This window comes from Streptomyces sp. NPDC088124 (assembly GCF_040685895.1).
Classification (GTDB): domain Bacteria; phylum Actinomycetota; class Actinomycetes; order Streptomycetales; family Streptomycetaceae; genus Streptomyces.
Window position 1 is genome coordinate 45,917 of the sequence record NZ_JBFBJB010000028.1, and the last position, 16,821, is coordinate 62,737.

Annotated in this window: 14 protein-coding genes and 2 tRNA genes; 4 read left to right on the forward strand and 12 right to left on the reverse strand. The window is 69.7% G+C overall.

All coding sequences use genetic code 11. The features are described from left to right. Positions 1 to 2 precede the first annotated feature (2 nt). Together AB0P17_RS23415 and AB0P17_RS23420 are read right to left on the reverse strand one after the other, a co-directional pair. Complete coding sequence (locus AB0P17_RS23415) at positions 3 to 1,535, reverse strand: Mur ligase family protein (RefSeq protein WP_365813824.1); 1,533 nt, start codon at positions 1,533 to 1,535, stop codon at positions 3 to 5. A gap of 149 nt (positions 1,536 to 1,684) precedes the next feature. Then, complete coding sequence (locus AB0P17_RS23420) at positions 1,685 to 4,306, reverse strand: valine--tRNA ligase (protein ID WP_365813825.1); 2,622 nt, start codon at positions 4,304 to 4,306, stop codon at positions 1,685 to 1,687. Between the two features lie 134 nt (positions 4,307 to 4,440). Here AB0P17_RS23420 and AB0P17_RS23425 point away from each other — a divergent pair, with 134 nt between their 5' ends. Beyond that, positions 4,441 to 5,424 (forward strand): hypothetical protein, encoded by a 984-nt coding sequence (locus tag AB0P17_RS23425; protein WP_365813826.1) that lies wholly within the window; start codon positions 4,441 to 4,443, stop codon positions 5,422 to 5,424. 24 nt (positions 5,425 to 5,448) lie between these two features. Here the strand turns inward: AB0P17_RS23425 and AB0P17_RS23430 are convergent, their stop codons facing one another. From AB0P17_RS23430 to AB0P17_RS23460, 7 genes are all read right to left on the reverse strand, one after another. Further along, a complete protein-coding gene (locus AB0P17_RS23430) occupies positions 5,449 to 5,739 on the reverse strand; it encodes a helix-turn-helix transcriptional regulator (RefSeq protein ID WP_365813827.1) in 291 nt (96 codons plus the stop codon). Positions 5,740 to 5,750: 11 nt separating this feature from the next. After that, positions 5,751 to 6,131 (reverse strand): type II toxin-antitoxin system RelE/ParE family toxin, encoded by a 381-nt coding sequence (locus AB0P17_RS23435; protein ID WP_365813828.1) that lies wholly within the window; start codon positions 6,129 to 6,131, stop codon positions 5,751 to 5,753. A gap of 102 nt (positions 6,132 to 6,233) precedes the next feature. Further along, entirely contained in the window at positions 6,234 to 7,526 is a 1,293-nt protein-coding gene (clpX, locus tag AB0P17_RS23440; RefSeq protein WP_365813829.1) for an ATP-dependent Clp protease ATP-binding subunit ClpX, read from the reverse strand. A gap of 168 nt (positions 7,527 to 7,694) precedes the next feature. Further along, complete coding sequence (locus AB0P17_RS23445; RefSeq protein WP_365813830.1) at positions 7,695 to 8,369, reverse strand: ATP-dependent Clp protease proteolytic subunit; 675 nt, start codon at positions 8,367 to 8,369, stop codon at positions 7,695 to 7,697. A gap of 86 nt (positions 8,370 to 8,455) precedes the next feature. Continuing rightward, positions 8,456 to 9,061, reverse strand: a complete 606-nt coding sequence (locus AB0P17_RS23450) for an ATP-dependent Clp protease proteolytic subunit (RefSeq protein ID WP_329827430.1) — start codon at positions 9,059 to 9,061, stop codon at positions 8,456 to 8,458. Positions 9,062 to 9,455: 394 nt separating this feature from the next. Continuing rightward, positions 9,456 to 10,916 (reverse strand): trigger factor, encoded by a 1,461-nt coding sequence (tig, locus tag AB0P17_RS23455; protein WP_365813831.1) that lies wholly within the window; start codon positions 10,914 to 10,916, stop codon positions 9,456 to 9,458. Between the two features lie 180 nt (positions 10,917 to 11,096). Beyond that, positions 11,097 to 11,173, reverse strand: a tRNA-Pro gene (locus AB0P17_RS23460). 140 nt (positions 11,174 to 11,313) lie between these two features. Between AB0P17_RS23460 and AB0P17_RS23465 the strand changes: the two genes are divergently transcribed. Further along, a tRNA-Gly gene (locus AB0P17_RS23465) sits at positions 11,314 to 11,387 on the forward strand. Between the two features lie 87 nt (positions 11,388 to 11,474). Here AB0P17_RS23465 and AB0P17_RS23470 read toward each other — a convergent pair. Next, positions 11,475 to 11,669, reverse strand: coding sequence for a hypothetical protein (locus AB0P17_RS23470; RefSeq protein ID WP_365813833.1), 195 nt, complete (start codon positions 11,667 to 11,669; stop codon positions 11,475 to 11,477). Between the two features lie 313 nt (positions 11,670 to 11,982). Between AB0P17_RS23470 and AB0P17_RS23475 the strand changes: the two genes are divergently transcribed. After that, positions 11,983 to 13,233, forward strand: a complete 1,251-nt coding sequence (locus tag AB0P17_RS23475) for a cation:proton antiporter (RefSeq protein WP_365813834.1) — start codon at positions 11,983 to 11,985, stop codon at positions 13,231 to 13,233. 135 nt (positions 13,234 to 13,368) lie between these two features. Here AB0P17_RS23475 and AB0P17_RS23480 read toward each other — a convergent pair whose 3' ends face one another. Next, positions 13,369 to 14,550 (reverse strand): PP2C family protein-serine/threonine phosphatase, encoded by a 1,182-nt coding sequence (locus tag AB0P17_RS23480; RefSeq protein ID WP_365813835.1) that lies wholly within the window; start codon positions 14,548 to 14,550, stop codon positions 13,369 to 13,371. A 106-nt stretch (positions 14,551 to 14,656) separates the two neighbouring features. Between AB0P17_RS23480 and AB0P17_RS23485 the strand changes: the two genes are divergently transcribed. Beyond that, a complete protein-coding gene (locus tag AB0P17_RS23485; RefSeq protein ID WP_365813836.1) occupies positions 14,657 to 15,904 on the forward strand; it encodes a GNAT family N-acetyltransferase in 1,248 nt (415 codons plus the stop codon). Positions 15,905 to 15,931: 27 nt separating this feature from the next. Here AB0P17_RS23485 and AB0P17_RS23490 read toward each other — a convergent pair whose 3' ends face one another. Further along, positions 15,932 to 16,816 carry a DNA-formamidopyrimidine glycosylase family protein gene (locus AB0P17_RS23490; protein WP_365813837.1) on the reverse strand — a complete coding sequence of 295 codons (885 nt, stop codon included), beginning with the start codon at positions 16,814 to 16,816 and terminating at the stop codon, positions 15,932 to 15,934. Between the last annotated feature and the right edge of the window lie 5 nt (positions 16,817 to 16,821).

The window sequence follows — 16,821 nt, forward strand, 5'->3', positions numbered from 1 at the left end:
ATTCAGCCCCTCTTCAGCAGCAGCCGGGCCTCGCCGACCGTGATCACGGACCCGGTCACCAGCACCCCGGCGCCGGAGAACTCGGACTCCTCCTCCGCGAGCGTGATCGCCGCCTCCAGCGCGTCGTCCAGGCGCGTCTCCACCTGGACGCGGTCCTCACCGAAGACCTCGACGGCGACGCCCGCCAGCTCGTCCACGTCCATCGCGCGATGGCTGGAGTTACGTGTCACCACGATCTCCGTGCAGATCGGCTCCAGCGCCTCCAGCACCCCGCGGATGTCCTTGTCGTCGCTCGCCCCCACCACACCGATCAGCCGGCTGAAACCGAACGACTCGGTGACCGCGTCGGCCGCGGCGCGCGCGCCCGCCGGGTTGTGCGCCGCGTCCAGCACCACCGTCGGCGAGCTCCGTACGACCTCCATCCGCCCCGGCGAGGACACCGACGCGAACGCCTTGCGGACCGTGTCGAGGTCGAGCCGCCGCGCGTGCCGGGCACCGATCCCGAAGAACGCCTCCACCGCCGCGAGCGCCACCGCCGCGTTGTGCGCCTGGTGCGCCCCGTACAGCGGGAGGAAGACCTCCTCGTACTCCCCGCCGAGGCCGCGCAGCGTCAGCAGCTGGCCGCCGACCGCGATCTCCCGGGCGGCCACCCCGAACTCCATGCCCGCGCGGGCCACCGTCGCGTCCATGTCGACGGCCTTCTTCAGCATCACCTGGGCGGCGTCCACCGGCTGCTGCGCCAGGACGACCGTCGCGCCGTCCTTGATGATCCCGGCCTTCTCCGCGGCGATCTCACCGGGCGTGGAGCCGAGCCGGTCCGTGTGGTCCAGGTCGATCGGGGTGACGACGGCGACCGACGCGTCGATGACGTTCGTCGCGTCCCAGGTGCCGCCCATGCCGACCTCGACGACACCGACGTCCACCGGGGCGTCCGCGAAGGCCGCGTACGCCATCGCCGTCAGCACCTCGAAGAACGAGAGCCGGTACTCCTGCGTGGAGTCGACCATCTCGACGTACGCCTTGATGTCCTCGTACGTCTCGATGAAGCGCTCGGCGGAGATCGGGGCCCCGTCCAGGCTGATCCGTTCGGTGATCGACTGGACGTGGGGGCTGGTGTAGCGGCCGGTGCGCAGATCGAACGCGCCGAGCAGCGCCTCGATCATCCGGGCCGTGGACGTCTTGCCGTTGGTGCCGGTGATGTGGATCGTCGGGTAGGCGCGCTGGGGGTCGCCCAGCACGTTCATCAACGCCTCGATCCTGGCGCGCGACGGGTCGAGCTTCGTCTCGCCCCAGCGCCCCGCCAGCTCCTGCTCGACGGCGCGCAGGGCGCGGTCGACCTCGGGGTCCTCGGGGCGGGCCGGAACGCCGTCGCCCTGCGGGGGCCCTCCTTGGGTGCGCAGCGTACGGCTGCCGGCCTCGATCACCGCGAGGTCGGGATCTCGGTCGGTCGCGGCGGTGGTGATCTCGTCGAACGCGTCGGACTCGTCGAAATCGCTGTCGTCGCCGGGCTGGTCGGAAGGACGGTGCTCGCTCACGGGGCCAGTCTACGGAGGACCACCGACACCGGCTCCGGCGCGCCCCTCCCCCGGCGGCCCGGACGCCCCCGCAGGACGACGGATCCCCCCGACCGGTGCCGGTCAGGGGGATCCGTGCCATGCCGTACGGGAACGTACGAGCGAGGGCGTCAGCCCTGGGGCAGGGCGGCCACCTGCGCGGTGAGGCGCTCGATGTCCGCCTCCGCCTTGGCGAGCCGGCCGCGGATCTTGTCGACCACGTTGTCCGGCGCCTTGGCGAGGAACGCCTCGTTGCCGAGCTTCGCGAGCGCCTGTGCCTTCTCCTTCTCGGCCGCGCCGAGGTCCTTCGTCAGCCGCTTGCGCTCCGCCTCCACGTCGATGGTGCCGGAGAGGTCCAGCGCGACCGTGGCGCCCGCGACCGGCAGGGTCGCCGTGGCCTGGAAGCCGTCCTCCTCGGGCTGGAGCCGGAGGAGCTGGCGGATGGCCGCCTCGTGCGCGGCGAGCGGGGTGCCGGACAGGTCGAGCCGGGCCGGGACCTTCTGGCCGGGCTGGAGGCCCTGGTCTGCGCGGAACCTGCGGACCTCGGTGATCACCTGCTGGAGGTGCTCGATCTCCCGCTCGGCGTCCGCGTCGCGGAACCCGCTGTCGGCCGGCCAGTCGGCGACGACGACGGACTCCTTGCCGGTGAGCGTGGTCCACAGCGTCTCGGTGACGAACGGGATGACCGGGTGGAGCAGGCGCAGCGTGGTGTCCAGGACCTCGCCGAGGACGCGCCCGGAGACCTTGGCGGCCTCGCCGCCCTCGAAGAACGCGGTCTTGGACAGTTCCACGTACCAGTCGAAGACCTCGTCCCACGCGAAGTGGAAGAGGGCGTCGGAGAGCTTCGCGAACTGGTAGTCCTCGTAGTACGCGTCGACCTCGGCGACCACGGCGCCGAGCCGGGAGAGGATCCACCGGTCGGTGGCGGACATGTCGGCCGCGTCGGGCAGCGGGCCCTCGACGGTCGCGCCGTTCATCATCGCGAAACGGGTCGCGTTCCAGAGCTTGTTGGCGAAGTTGCGGGAGCCCTGGACCCAGTCCTCGCCGATCGGGACGTCGACACCCGGGTTGGCGCCGCGCGCGAGCGTGAAGCGGACCGCGTCGGAGCCGTACGCGTCCATCCAGTCGAGCGGGTTGACCGCGTTCCCGAAGGACTTCGACATCTTCTTGCCGAACTGGTCGCGGACCATGCCGTGCAGCACGATCGTGCTGAACGGCGGGGTGCCGTCCATCGCGTACAGACCGAACATCATCATCCGGGCGACCCAGAAGAAGAGGATGTCGTAGCCGGTGATCAGGATGGAGTTCGGATAGAACTTCTCCAGGCTCTCGGTCTGTTCGGGCCACCCGAGGGTGGAGAACGGCCACAGCCCGGACGAGAACCAGGTGTCGAGGACGTCGGTGTCCTGCGTCCACCCCTCGCCGGTCGGCGCCTCGTCGTCGGGTCCGACGCAGACCATCTCGCCGTTCGGCCCGTACCAGACGGGGATGCGGTGGCCCCACCAGAGCTGGCGCGAGATGCACCAGTCGCGGAGGTTGTCGACCCACGCGAAGTAGCGCGGCTCCATCTCCTTGGGATGGATCGCGACCTGGCCGTCGCGGACCGCGTCACCGGCGGCCTGCGCCAGCGGACCGACCTTGACCCACCACTGCATGGAGAGCCGGGGCTCGATGGTCGTCTTGCAGCGCGAGCAGTGCCCGACGGAGTGGCTGTACGGGCGCTTCTCGGCGACGATCCGGCCCTCGGCCCGCAGCGCGGCGACGATGGCGCTGCGCGCCTCCATCCGGTCCAGGCCCTGGAAGGGGCCGGGGACGGTGATGACGGCGCGCTCGTCCATGACGGTGATGTTCGGCAGGTCGTGGCGGCGGCCGATCTCGAAGTCGTTCGGGTCGTGCGCCGGGGTCACCTTGACGGCGCCCGTGCCGAACTCCGGGTCGACGTGCTCGTCCGCGACGACCGGGATCGTACGGTCGGTGAGCGGCAGCTTGATGCGCTTGCCGATGAGATGCGCGTACCGGGCGTCGTCCGGGTGGACGGCGACGGCCGTGTCCCCGAGCATCGTCTCGGCGCGGGTGGTCGCGACGACGACGGAGTCCTCGCCGTCGCCGTACTTGAGCGAGACCAGCTCGCCGTCGTCGTCCTGGTACTCGACCTCGATGTCGGAGATCGCGGTGAGGCAGCGCGGGCACCAGTTGATGATGCGCTCGGCGCGGTAGATCAGCTCGTCGTCGTAGAGCTTCTTGAAGATCGTCTGGACGGCCTGGGAGAGCCCTTCGTCCATGGTGAAGCGCTCACGCGACCAGTCGACGCCGTCGCCGAGGCGGCGCATCTGGCCGGAGATCTGCCCGCCGGACTCGGCCTTCCACCGCCAGACCCGCTCGACGAACGCCTCACGTCCCAGGTCGTGCCGGGACTTGCCGTCCTTGGCCAGTTCGCGCTCGACGACGTTCTGGGTGGCGATGCCCGCGTGGTCCATGCCGGGCTGCCACAGCGTCTCGTACCCCTGCATACGCTTGCGGCGCGTGACGGCGTCGATGAGCGTGTGCTCGAAGGCGTGGCCCAGGTGCAGGCTGCCGGTGACATTGGGCGGCGGGATGACGACGGTGAAGGGGGGCTTCTCGCTCTTCGCGTCCGCCTCGAAGTAACCGCGGTCCACCCAGCGCTCGTACAGCTTCCCCTCTACCTCGGCCGGGACGTACTGGGTCGGGAGTTCGGGGTTGCTGGCTGGCTGCTGCTGTGGGTTCTCGGTCACGGGGCTCAGTTTAGAGGTGTCACAGCCCGGTACTGAAACGAGTTGTCATGTAACGGTGCAGCCCCCGATGGCCCGCGCGACGGCCTCTTCCGTCAGGATGTCGGTAAAGCATAAAAATCGAGGGGACAGCGCACATGAGCTACAACCAGCCGGGCCCGTACGGCGGGCAGCCTCAGCAGCCCGGACCGTACGGCCAGCCGGGCCCGTACGGCCAGCAGCCGCCGCAGGGACCTCCGCAGCCCGGCTACGGTTACCCGCCGCAGGCCCCCCAGGGCGTCCCGCCCCAGCAGCCGCCGTACGGCTACCCGCAGCAGGGCGGGCCGAACCCGTACGCCCAGCAGCCCCCGGGCCCGTACGGTCAGCAGACCGGCCAGCAGCCCCCGTACGGCGGCGGCGCCTACCCGCCTCCGCCGGAGGCCCCGAAGAAGAAGACCGGGCTGATCATCGGGGTCTCCGTGGTGGCGCTCGCGGTGATAGCGGGCGGGGCGTACTTCCTGACCTCGGGCGGGGGCGGGGGCTCGGTCGCGGACGACGGGAAGAAGTACGAGCTGACGACGCCGGCGACGGTGCTGAACGGGGAGTTCTCGAAGGACGGGGACAAGTCCGGCAACACCTCCTTCACCGACAGCGACAAGAAGGAAGCCGAGGGGTGGGGCATCTCCGCCCCGGAGAACGTCACCGGCGCGTACAAGGCCGGCGAGGGCACCACGACGAAGCAGCTCCAGTTCAGCGGTGTTTACGGCACCATCGACGACCCTGCGGCGGTCGTCGACAAGATGTTCGCCAAGTCGACGGAGAAGTCGAAGAGCGGCGGCGGCGACAGCAGCGGCGCCGGGAAGGTCGAACTCGTCGGCGAGCCGAAGGAGTTCACGCCCGACGGGTTCGAGAACGGCATCATGAAGTGCCAGGAGATGAAGATCGACCTGGGCTCGGCCGCCACGACGGGCGCCCCCAGCAGTATCACCACGCCGGTGTGCGTCTGGGGCGACCACAGCACCGTCGCGTACGTGGCCTACAGCGACGCGGCCGCCGTACTCACCGGCAAGAGCATGCCCCTGGAGGACGCGGCGACGCAGGCCGCGAAGCTGCGCAACGAGGTCCGCACCGAGATCAAGTAGCGGAGCCGGTTCCTCGGCGGCCCGTCAGAGCTTCACCGACACATTGCCGACCGTGGCCAGTATCGTCAGCTCTCCGCCGATAGCCTGGAGGTAGGCCGCCATGGTGGAGGTGTCCAGACGGACACCTCCACGCTCGATCTGACTGACACGCCCCTGGGTCACGCCCATCGCCTCCGCGACGCTGGATTGCGTCATCCCCTGTGCCTTGCGGAGCGCGGCAAGTTCGTGCCCCCTCTCCGCGTCCAGCAGCTCCCGCTTGATCCGATCGATACGAGCACGCTTTTCCGGGGTGATGTCGGCGGTCAGGTCAGCCATGCTTCCCAGGTTCACGCTTCGTCCTCCTCCTTCAGCGCTTCAAGGTATGCGCTGTACTTGGCGTCAGCCATTTTGATCGCTTTCGGATACCACGCCGACCATTGACGCCCACTGGCCTTGTCCCCCGCGACGAGGAACACCGCGCGCCGTACCGGATCGAAAACGAACAGCATCCTGATGCTGACCGATCCCCCACTCCGCGGACGGAGTTCTCGCATGTTGCGGAACTGACTGTTGTCCACCGTCCCCACGGTCGGACGGCGGAGCGCCGGCCCCGTCTCCTGTAATCGCTCAAGAGCAGCGATGACATGGTCGTGACTGTCCGGATCCTCTTTCGCCAGCACCTGAATCCACTCCAGAACATCGGCGAAGAACCTCAACTCGTACGGCACGATATTAGCAGTGGCTAGTATCCCGCGCCAGCGGAGCCGCCCGGAACAGAGAGGAGGGGCCCGGTCGGCAAGCGACCGGGCCCCTCCTCTTGCCGCCGGAAGCTACGCGGACTTCTCGTGGCGGCCGTCGTTCTTCACGATCCTCGGCTCGCGCGGGACCAGCGTCGGGTTGACGTGGGAGTGGACCACGTCCTCCGTGATCACCACACGCGCCACGTCCTTGCGGGACGGGACCTCGTACATCACCGACTGGAGGACCTCCTCCAGGATGGCGCGCAGACCGCGCGCGCCGGTGCCGCGCAGGATCGCCTGGTCGGCGATGGCCTCCAGGGCCGGACGGTCGAAGTCCAGCTCCACACCGTCGAGTTCGAAGAGCCGCTGGTACTGCTTGACCAGCGCGTTGCGCGGCTCGACCAGGATCTGGAGGAGGGCGGCGCGGTCCAGGTTGTGGACCGAGGTGAGGACCGGGAGACGGCCGATGAACTCCGGGATCATCCCGAACTTCACCAGGTCCTCCGGCATGACCTCCTGGAACTGGTCGCTCTCCTCGATCTCCCGCTTCGAGCGGATCGTGGCGCCGAAGCCGATGCCCTTGGCGCCCGCGCGCGACTCGATGATCTTCTCCAGGCCGGCGAAGGCGCCGCCCACGATGAAGAGCACATTGGTCGTGTCGATCTGGATGAACTCCTGGTGCGGGTGTTTCCGGCCGCCCTGCGGCGGGACGGAGGCCGTGGTGCCCTCCAGGATCTTCAGCAGGGCCTGCTGGACGCCCTCGCCGGAGACGTCACGCGTGATCGACGGGTTCTCGCTCTTGCGGGCGACCTTGTCGATCTCGTCGATGTAGATGATCCCGGTCTCGGCCTTCTTGACGTCGTAGTCCGCCGCCTGGATCAGCTTGAGCAGGATGTTCTCGACGTCCTCGCCGACATAGCCGGCCTCCGTCAGCGCCGTCGCGTCGGCGATGGCGAACGGGACGTTGAGCATGCGCGCCAGCGTCTGCGCGAGGAGTGTCTTGCCGGAGCCGGTCGGGCCCAGCAGCAGAATGTTGGACTTCGCCAGCTCGATCGCGTCGTCACGGCCCGACGCGCCGCCGTTCTCACCGGCCTGGACCCGCTTGTAGTGGTTGTAGACCGCCACCGAGAGGGCCTTCTTCGCGGGCTCCTGCCCGACGACGTACCCCTCGAGGAACTCGTAGATCTCGCGTGGCTTGGGCAGTTCCTCCCAGCGGACCTCGGAGGTCTCCGCGAGCTCTTCCTCGATGATCTCGTTGCAGAGATCGATGCACTCGTCGCAGATGTACACACCGGGACCCGCGATGAGCTTCTTCACCTGCTTCTGGCTCTTCCCGCAGAACGAGCACTTGAGCAGGTCGCCACCATCACCGATGCGTGCCACGAGGTTGCTTCCCCTTCGCCTGGGAGCAGCTTTGGTTCAGCGGCTCCTGTGCCTCATATCCGACGGTACCTTGCCCGGGCCCGGGTTCGGGCCCACCTTGGCGCGGTTCACATGGCCGCGGGCGTTCACCCGCGGCCGTCACGAGCCGCGCCAAGGGCGCCGGGTGTGTCAGGCGGCCGCTGCGGCCGTGGTCTTGCGGGTCGACACGATCTGGTCGACGAGGCCGTACGCGAGCGCGTCCTCGGCGGTCAGGATCTTGTCGCGCTCGATGTCGTCGCGGACCTTCTCGATCGGCGTCGTCGAGTGCTTGGCCAGCATCTCCTCCAGCTGGGCGCGCATCCGGAGGATCTCGTTGGCGGCGATCTCCAGGTCGGAGAGCTGCTCCCGGCCGGTCTGGCTGGACGGCTGGTGGATCAGCACCCGCGCGTTCGGCAGGGCGAGGCGCTTGCCCGGGGTGCCGGCGGCGAGCAGCACGGCGGCGGCCGAGGCGGCCTGGCCCATGCAGACCGTCTGGATGTCCGGCTTCACGAACTGCATCGTGTCGTAGATGGCCGTCAGGGCCGTCATCGAACCGCCGGGGCTGTTGATGTAGATGGAGATGTCACGGTCCGGGTCCATCGACTCCAGGCACAGGAGCTGCGCCATGACGTCGTTGGCGGAGGCGTCGTCGATCTGCACGCCGAGGAAGATGACCCGCTCCTCGAAGAGCTTCGCGTACGGGTCGTACTCGCGCACGCCCTGCGAGGTGCGCTCCACGAAGCGCGGGACGACGTAACGGTTGTCCACCTGCGGGCCGGTGTAGAGGCCGCTCGTGGGGAAGTTGTTCATGTGGGTGTTCACCATCCTGTGGCGTTCGGTGGGCTGGGCCGGGGTCGGAAAGGGCGTCGGGGCGGGTGCCCTCAAGGTGTGTGTCCTCGGGGCGCCTGCCCTCAGGCCCCGGTGCCGCCGCCGCCCGGAACGCCCGAGGCCGCGGTGATGATCTCGTCGATCAGGCCGTAGTCCTTGGCCTCCTGGACGGTGAACCAGCGGTCGCGGTCGCCGTCGCGGATGATCGTCTCTTCGGTCTGGCCGGAGTGGAAGGCGGTGATCTCCGCCATCCGCTTCTTCGTACGGAGCAGGTACTCCGCCTGGATCTTGATGTCCGAGGCGGTGCCGCCGATGCCGGCGGAGCCCTGGTGCATCAGGATGTCGGTGTTGGGGAGCGCGAAGCGCTTGCCCGCGGTGCCGCCGGTGAGCAGGAACTGCCCCATGGAGGCGGCCATGCCCATACCGATGGTGACCACGTCGTTGGGGATGTACTGCATGGTGTCGTACACGGCCATGCCGGCCGTCACGGAGCCACCGGGGCTGTTGATGTAGAGGAAGATGTCCTTGTCCGGTTCGGCGGCAAGGAGCAGCATCTGGGCCGTGATCTTGTTCGCGATGTCGTCGTCGACCTGCTGGCCGAGGAAGATGATCCGCTCTCCGAGCAGCCGGCTGTAGACCTGGTCGCCGAGGCCACCACCGAGGGACGGCTCACCGGCGGCGTAAGGCATCAGATTCGTCACGTATACACCTGCTCGTCTCTGACGGCTGCGGCCGTCTCAGCGTCTTCGTACCGGGGACGGGAGACTCCCCTGCCCTCGTATTCATGGACCCTAACGCGCTGGTCGGCGCGGGCCATCCCGCTTCCGTTGCTGTTCGCTGGGAGCGCAAGGTAGTTGAGGCTCCGAGCGGCCGCCACCGGGTCCTGTACGGGCCTGGGCGGGCCCGTGGGCCCCTCTCCCCGCCCTGGAGCGTCCCCGGGGGCGCGGGGGCGTCACGGGGGCTCCGGGCGGCCATGGAGCGGTCCCCGGCGGCCGAGGGTCCGGTGGGCGGACAGGGCGGGCCCCGGGCGCGTGTCGCGTCCGGGGCCCGTTCCGTCGGTTCCGTCGGTCAGAGCGTGACCGCTCAGGCGCCGGGCTTGTCGGCCTTCTCGTCGTCGGCCTGCTCGGCGTCCGCCTTCTCGGCGGCGTCTGCCTTCTTCTCCTCGGCGGCGTCCGCCGCGGGGGCCTCGGCCGTCTCGGTGGCCTCGGCGGCGGCGGCCTCGGCCGCCTCCTCCTCGTCCTCCAGGTCGACCGGGTCGCCGTTGGTGTCGGTGACCGTGGCGGCCTCGACGACCACCGCGAGCGCCTTGCCGCGGGCGACCTCGCCGACGAGCATCGGCACCTGGCCGCCCTCGACGACGGCCTGCGCGAACTGGTCGGGGGACATGCCGGAGGACTGCGCGCGCCGCATGAGGTGCTCGGTGAGCTCCTCCTGGTTGACGTTCAGCTTCTCCTTGTTGACCAGCTCGTCGAGGATGAACTGGGTCTTGATGCCCTTGACCGCCTGCTCCTTGGTCTCGGCGTCGAACTCCTCCTCGGTCTTGCCCTGGATCTCCAGGTACTTCGCGAGGTCGAGGCCCATCTGGCCGAGCTGGTGGTGCTCCAGGTTGTGCTTGCGGGTGTTGATCTCCTCCGCGAGCAGCTTCTCCGGGATCGGCACCTCGGCGAGCTTCAGCAGCTCGTCGAGGACGCGCTCCTGGGCCTGGGTGGCCTGGTCGTACTGCTTGCTGCTCTCCAGGCGCTTGCGACTGTCGGCCTTCAGCTCGTCGAGGGTGTCGAACTCGCTCGCCATCTGCGCGAACTCGTCGTCCAGCTCGGGGAGCTCGCGGGCGGCGACCTGCGTCACCTTGACGGTGACCTCGGCGGCCTTGCCCTCGGCGGTGCCGCCCTTCAGCTCGGAGGTGAAGGTGGCCTCGCCACCGGCCTCCAGGCCGGTCACGGCCTCGTCGATGCCGTCGAGGAGCTCTCCGGAGCCGATGGTGTACTGGACACCGCTCGCCACTCCGTCGGGCAGGACCTCGCCGTCGACCTTGGCCTCCAGGTCGATCGTGACGACGTCACCCTCGGCGGCGGCGCGCTCGACCGGGTTGGTGGACGCGAAGCGGTCGCGGAGCTGCTCGACCGACTTCTCGACGTCCTCGTCGCTGACCTCCACGGCGTCGACCGTGACCGCGATGCCGGAGTAGTCCGGGATCTCGATGACCGGGCGGACGTCCACCTCGGCGGTGAAGGAGAGCAGTTCGCCGTCCTTCAGCTCCGTGATGTCGACGTCGGGCTGGCCGAGGACGTTGAGCTCACCCTCGTTGACCGCGTCGGTGTAGAACTTCGGGAGGGCGTCGTTGACGGCCTCCTCCAGCACAGCACCACGCCCGAACCGCTGGTCGATGATCCGGGCCGGGATCTTGCCCTTGCGGAAGCCCTTCACCGTGACCTGCTGGTTGATCTTCTTGTACGCCGCGTCGAGGCTGTCCTTGAGCTCCTCGAAGGGCACCTCGACAGTGAGCCGAACCCGAGTCGGGTTCAGGGTCTCCACGGCGCTCTTCACGGTTCGGTCTCCTTGGTGGCTGATTCTGGGGTTCTGCCGGATTCGCCGCACACGCGGCGCGGCCCGGCGGATTCGGCCCGGGTCTTCAGAGACTCTGCAGACACACGGGCACGCAGCTTGCATAGTAACCGCAAGCGGGAAGAGCCCCACAATGTGACCGTGCGACGTGATCTTGAACGATGGTCGGGGTGGCCGGATTCGAACCGACGACCTTCCGCTCCCAAAGCGGACGCGCTACCAAGCTGCGCCACACCCCGTCGGTGCGACACGAAGGGTACATCCCCGCAGGGGCTCCTCCGTCATCCTTGACCGGCGCTTTACGGGTGTGCGGCGAACGCCCGGGACCCGCTACGATGTTGTGCGTGCCCGGGTCATGCGGACCTGCGGCGCGCGCTGTGCGGGCGTAGCTCAATGGTAGAGCCCTAGTCTTCCAAACTAGCTACGCGGGTTCGATTCCCGTCGCCCGCTCCATGGCCCCGGCCCGATCAGGTGCGTACGTCACCGGTCGGGCCGGCGGCGTTTCCGGGACCGGCCGGACCCTACGGCCGGGCGGGCCGGTCAGAAGCTGATCTGATTGATGGTGTCGGCTATCGAGTTGAGGAACCGGTTGACCGACGGCGCCATGTTGGTGGACGCGAGGAAGAAACCGAAGAGGATCGCGACGATCGCCGGACCCGCCTTGATCGAGCCACCGCGGATGAGCACCACGAGGATGACCGCCAACAGAAGCACCACAGACAGTGAGATGGCCACAACTGATCACACCCTCGGTCGGTCCGCCTAGCCCAGCCCCGCGGGGTCGCGTGCGACACCACGTACCCCGTACATCCTGCTCGGACCATCGTGCCATCAACCTCCCCGCAGATGGGGGTCCGGCACTCCATCAATTCCGGCCAATTGACTTGTAGATACCGGTTGTTGGCGATTTGCACTCGACGAACCTCCGCCGCCTTCCGTTACTCGGTAAATCGTTTGGTAAACTAATTACTGACGATTTCTTGACGCACCCTTGACTCAATCTCGACGGAGGAGCGATCCCATCGGACACGCAGAGACCCTCATAGCCATGGGTGGCGCCTTCCTGGCCGCCGCCGTTCTCGCCCGACTGGGCGGCCGTATCGGTCTGCCCACGATCCCCCTGTTCATCCTGGCCGGAATCCTCCTCGGCCCGCACACACCCGGCATCGTGCTGGTCAAGGACCCGCACGAGCTGGAGATGCTCTCCGCGCTCGGCCTGGTGCTGCTGCTCTTCTACCTCGGTCTGGAATTCCACCTCGACGACCTCAAGGCGGGCGGCCGGAAGATGGCGCTCGCCGGCGGCGCCTATCTCCTGCTGAACGTGGGCGCCGGGCTCGGCTTCGGCTTCGCGCTGGGCTGGGGCACCTCCGAGGCGCTGGTGCTCGCCGGTGTGCTCGGGATCTCGTCCTCGGCGATCGTCACCAAGGTGCTCGTCGACATGGGCCGTATCGGCAACCCCGAGACGAAGCCCATCCTCGGCATCATCGTGGTCGAGGACATCTTCCTGGCCCTCTACCTCGCCGCGCTCCAGCCGATCCTGTCCGGCGCGGACAGCGCGTCGGCGGCGGTCATGGACGGCGGGAAGGCGTTCGGCTTCCTGCTGCTGCTCGCCCTGGCCGCCCGGTTCGGGACGAAGGTCGTCGGCCGGTTCATGAACACCAAGGACGACGAGCTGCTCGTCATCACCTTCCTCGGCGCGGCGGTCCTGGTGGCCGGTGTCTCCGAGTGGTTCGGGGTCGCGGACGCCATCGGCGCGTTCATGGTCGGCCTGATGCTGGGCGCCACCACGTCGGGCGACCGGATCCGGGAGCTCGTCCACCCCCTGCGGGACGCGTTCGGCGCGATCTTCTTCTTCGCCTTCGGCCTGTCGATCAACCCCGGTGATCTGCCGACCGTCCTGTGGCCCGTCCTCGCCGCCGTCGTCGTGACGCTGGTGATGAACGTCGCCGCAGGGGTGAGCGCGGCGAAGATCTTCGGCTTCGGCGCGGGACCGGCCGCCAATATCTCCACGACCCTGCTCGCGCGCGGCGAGTTCGCGCTGATCCTCGCCACCATGGCGGCGGGAGCGGGCCTCGACAGCCGGCTCGCGCCCTTCATCGCGGGGTACGTCCTGCTCCTCGCCGTCCTCGGCCCGCTGGCCGCCGGCCGCTCGCACTGGCTCGCCCGGATCCTGCCGGGCGGACGCCAGGACGGGGACGGTGACGGACCGGGGAACACCCCGGGCGCCGGTGGCGCGTCCCGCGCCGACGGCCGGGGCAGCAGGGACGGCCTGGACACAGAGGCAGCCGTGACGAGCTGACCGGCGATGCCCGCACTGTTACCGGATACCTGTTTACCGGACACCTGTTCCGTTACGGATGTCCCTGTCCACCGAACCATCACGCCGGCGTCCACCGGACGACCACACCGGTATCCACCGGACGACCACACCGGCTCAGGCCGGGAGGCCGGGCGGGCTCGACGGAGTCTGCCCGGCCTCTCTGCAGATCAGGAGCAGTGCGCGGTCGTCGTTCACGTCCTTCGCCACCGCCTCGATGAGATGCCAGGCCGCGCCGTCGAACCCCGGGGCGACATAGCGGTCGGCCTCGCCGGTGAGGCGGTCGATGCCCTCGCCCAGATCCCGGCCCGGCGCCTCCACCAGTCCGTCCGTGAAGAGCATCAGCACGTCGCCGGGGCGCAGGGAGCCCTTGACCGGGTCGAACTGCGCCCCTTCGTACACACCGAGCAGCGGGCCCTCCCCCGACTTCTCCTCCCAGCGCCCGCTGCCCGCGTGGAGCTGGAGCGCGGGGAGATGTCCGGCGGAGAGCAGCTCGTAGTCGCCGGAGTCCAGGTCGAGGACGAGGTGGATCGAGGTGGCGAAACCCTCGTCCCAGTCCTGGCGGAGCAGATAGCCGTTGGCGGCGGGGAGGAAGGCGTTCGGCGGGAGCGAGCCGAGCAGCCCGCCGAAGGCGCCGGACAGGAGCAGGGCGCGCGATCCGGCGTCCATCCCCTTGCCGGAGACATCGGTGAGGACGACCTCCAGGGTGCGTCCGCCGTTGGTCCTGGCGGCGACCACGAAGTCGCCGGAGAAGGACTGGCCGCCGGCCGGGCGGAGCGCCATCTCGCGGTGCCATCCCGTCGGCAGCCAGGGCAGCGCGCTCTGTACGCGGATCCGCTCGCGCAGGTCGAAGAGCATGGTCCCACCGCGCCGCCAGGGCACCCCGACCCGCGCCCTGAACTGGGCGATCAGCAGCCCGAAGAGGCCGCAGGCCGCCACCACCAGGACCGTGCCCGGCGTGACCGTGGCCGCTCCGTCCGGGTACGGGCCGAGGACCATCGACTCGACGATCAGCGCGGCCGCGGCCGCCGCGTACAGGCTGAGCAGGCTCGCGGGGCGCAGCACCAGGCCGCCCGCCACGATCGGCAGGACGAGCGCGGAGGGCGCGCACCAGACGGGTATCGCGATCGTGGTCAGCGCGATGGCCGGGACGGTCAGCAGCAGCCCGACGAGCGCGATCCAGTCGGAGCCGTCGCCGCGGAAGTAGTCGACGGCGGATCTGCGCACACCGATCCGGGCCCGGTGCAGCCTCCTGCGCATCCGGGCCGAGTACGCATCCGCTCTTGCGACACCGGCCATCGTGGTGGACCCTACCGAGCCGCCCGGCCGCCGCGCAGGGGGACCCCCGTGACATTGTGTTCGAAATCGGGTCGCCTCGGCGTCCGAGGCCTGGTACTGATGGCATATGACACTGGATCTGAGGGTGCCGAGCCAGTCCGAATACGCCTCCTGGCAGGGGGCGTTGGAGCTCGCGTTCGGGGGTGTTGAGGGAGGTATCGGGGACCCGGACCTGCTGCGCGATGTGGCCGAGATCGAGCGGGCGATCGGTGTCTGGGACGGGGACGAGTGCGTGGGGACGGCCGGGGCGTACAGCTTCCGGCTCTCGGTGCCCGGTGGCGCCCAGGTGCCGACGGCGGGCGTGACGCGGGTCAGCGTCGCGCCCACGCACCGGCGGCGCGGGGTGCTCACCTCGATGATGCGGCGCCAGCTCGACGACGTCCGGTCCTGGGGCGAACCGCTCGCCGTGCTGACGGCGTCGGAACCGATGATCTACGGACGGTACGGTTACGGCGTCGCGAGCCACGCGCTCACCGCGGAGATCGACACGTCCCGGGTACGGATCCAGGCGCCCGGGGGCGGTGACGGGCAGGGCGACGAGATACGTCTGCGCCGGGTACGGCCGGACGACCCGGAGGTACGGGAGGCGTGCGAGGCGCTGTACGCGGCGGAGGTCGCGCGGCGCCCGGGGATGCTCGGCCGCCGCCCCGGCTGGGAGCGGCTGCCCGTCGTCGGCACGGGCGTGGCGCGCGACGGCCTCTCCCCCCTCCAGTGCGTGCTGGCGGAGCGGGACGGCGAGGTGGTCGGGTTCACGCTCTTCCACAACCGCCCGGAGTGGGACATGGCGGGTCCGAAGGGCACGATCGAGCTGCAGGATCTCCACGCGGCCGACCCGGTGGCCTACGCCGAGCTGTGGCGTTTCCTCTTCGGGATCGACCTGACGTCGGCGGTACGGGTGCGCAGCCGGCCCGTGGACGATCCGTTCCGGTATCTGGTCTCCGACCTCCGCCGGTGCGCGCTGCGGATGCGGGACGACCTGTATCTGCGGCCGGTGGAGCTGGCCCCGGCGCTGGAGGCGCGGACGTACCGGACACCGGTGGATGTGGTGCTGGAGGTGACGGACGCCTTCTGCCCCTGGAACGAGGGGCGCTGGCGGCTCAGCGGCGACGCGAAGGGCGCGACCTGCGCGCGGACCGCCGACGCGCCCGACCTGGTGGTCTCGGTGAACGAGCTGAGCGCCGTCTACCTGGGCGATACGTCCCTGACCGCGCTGGCGGGCGCGGGGCGGGTGCGGGAGATACGGGCGGGCGCGCTGGACGCGGCGTCGGTCGCGTTCGGGTCGGATGTCGCGCCGTGGCTGCCGCACGGATTCTGAGCGCCTGCCCCTCCTGACCGGGGGGCGCTACCTCCGCTGGCAGCCGGGGCACCAGAAGAGGTTGCGGGCGGCGAGCGTCGCGGTGCGGATCTCGGCGCCGCAGAGCAGGCAGGGCATCCGGGCGCGGCGGTAGACGTAGACCTCGCCGCCGTGGTCGTCGACGCGCGGCGGGCGGCCCATCGCCTCGGGGGTGTGCTCGGGGCGGACGGTGTCGATGCGGTTGTGCCGTACGCCCTCGCGCATGAGGGCGACGAGGTCCGCCCAGATCGCGTCCCACTCGCGGCGGGTGAGGTCCTGGCCGGCCCGGTACGGGTCGATGCCGTGGCGGAAGAGGACCTCGGCGCGGTAGACGTTGCCGACGCCCGCGATGACCTTCTGGTCCATGAGCAGGGCGGCGACGGTCGTACGGGAGCGGGAGATCCGCGCCCACGCCTTCTCGCCGTGGCCGTCGGCGGCGCCGTCCCGGACGCGCAGCGGGTCGGGGCCCAGCCGGTCGTGGACGGCCTGCTTCTCCGGAGCGGTGATCAGGGCGCAGGTGGTGGGGCCGCGCAGGTCCGCGTAGTGGCCGCCGCCGGTCAGGCGCAGGCGGACGGTGTCGGCGGGCGGCGGGGCCGGGTCCGTACCGAAGCCGAGTTTGCCGAAGAGCCCGAGGTGTACATGGACCCAGCCCCAGCCGGCCGCCCCGGTGCGCCCGGCGTGCTCCGGCTCGTCCGCTCCTCCGCGATCGCCCGTTCCTCCGAAGCCGAGGAAGAGGTGTTTGCCGTGCGCGTCGACGCCGGTCATCACCTGGCCGTCGAGGAGGGCGGCGCTGTCGGAGAACTTGCCCTGCGGGCTGGAGACCCGTACCGGCCGGCCGCCGAAGCGGGCGAGATGGTCCTCGGCGAGGCGGTGGATCGTATGCCCCTCGGGCACGGTGG

Excerpts from the sequence above, each read along its gene's own strand:
- AB0P17_RS23485 (WP_365813836.1), top strand. The coding sequence starts at position 14,657 with ATGACACTGGATCTGAGGGTGCCGAGCCAGTCCGAATACGCCTCCTGG.
- AB0P17_RS23425 (WP_365813826.1), top strand. The coding sequence starts at position 4,441 with ATGAGCTACAACCAGCCGGGCCCGTACGGCGGGCAGCCTCAGCAGCCC.
- AB0P17_RS23475 (WP_365813834.1), top strand. The coding sequence starts at position 11,983 with ATGGGTGGCGCCTTCCTGGCCGCCGCCGTTCTCGCCCGACTGGGCGGC.
- AB0P17_RS23450 (WP_329827430.1), bottom strand. The coding sequence starts at position 9,061 with ATGCCTTACGCCGCCGGTGAGCCGTCCCTCGGTGGTGGCCTCGGCGAC.
- AB0P17_RS23445 (WP_365813830.1), bottom strand. The coding sequence starts at position 8,369 with ATGGTGAACACCCACATGAACAACTTCCCCACGAGCGGCCTCTACACC.
- AB0P17_RS23430 (WP_365813827.1), bottom strand. The coding sequence starts at position 5,739 with ATGGCTGACCTGACCGCCGACATCACCCCGGAAAAGCGTGCTCGTATC.
- AB0P17_RS23480 (WP_365813835.1), bottom strand. The coding sequence starts at position 14,550 with ATGGCCGGTGTCGCAAGAGCGGATGCGTACTCGGCCCGGATGCGCAGG.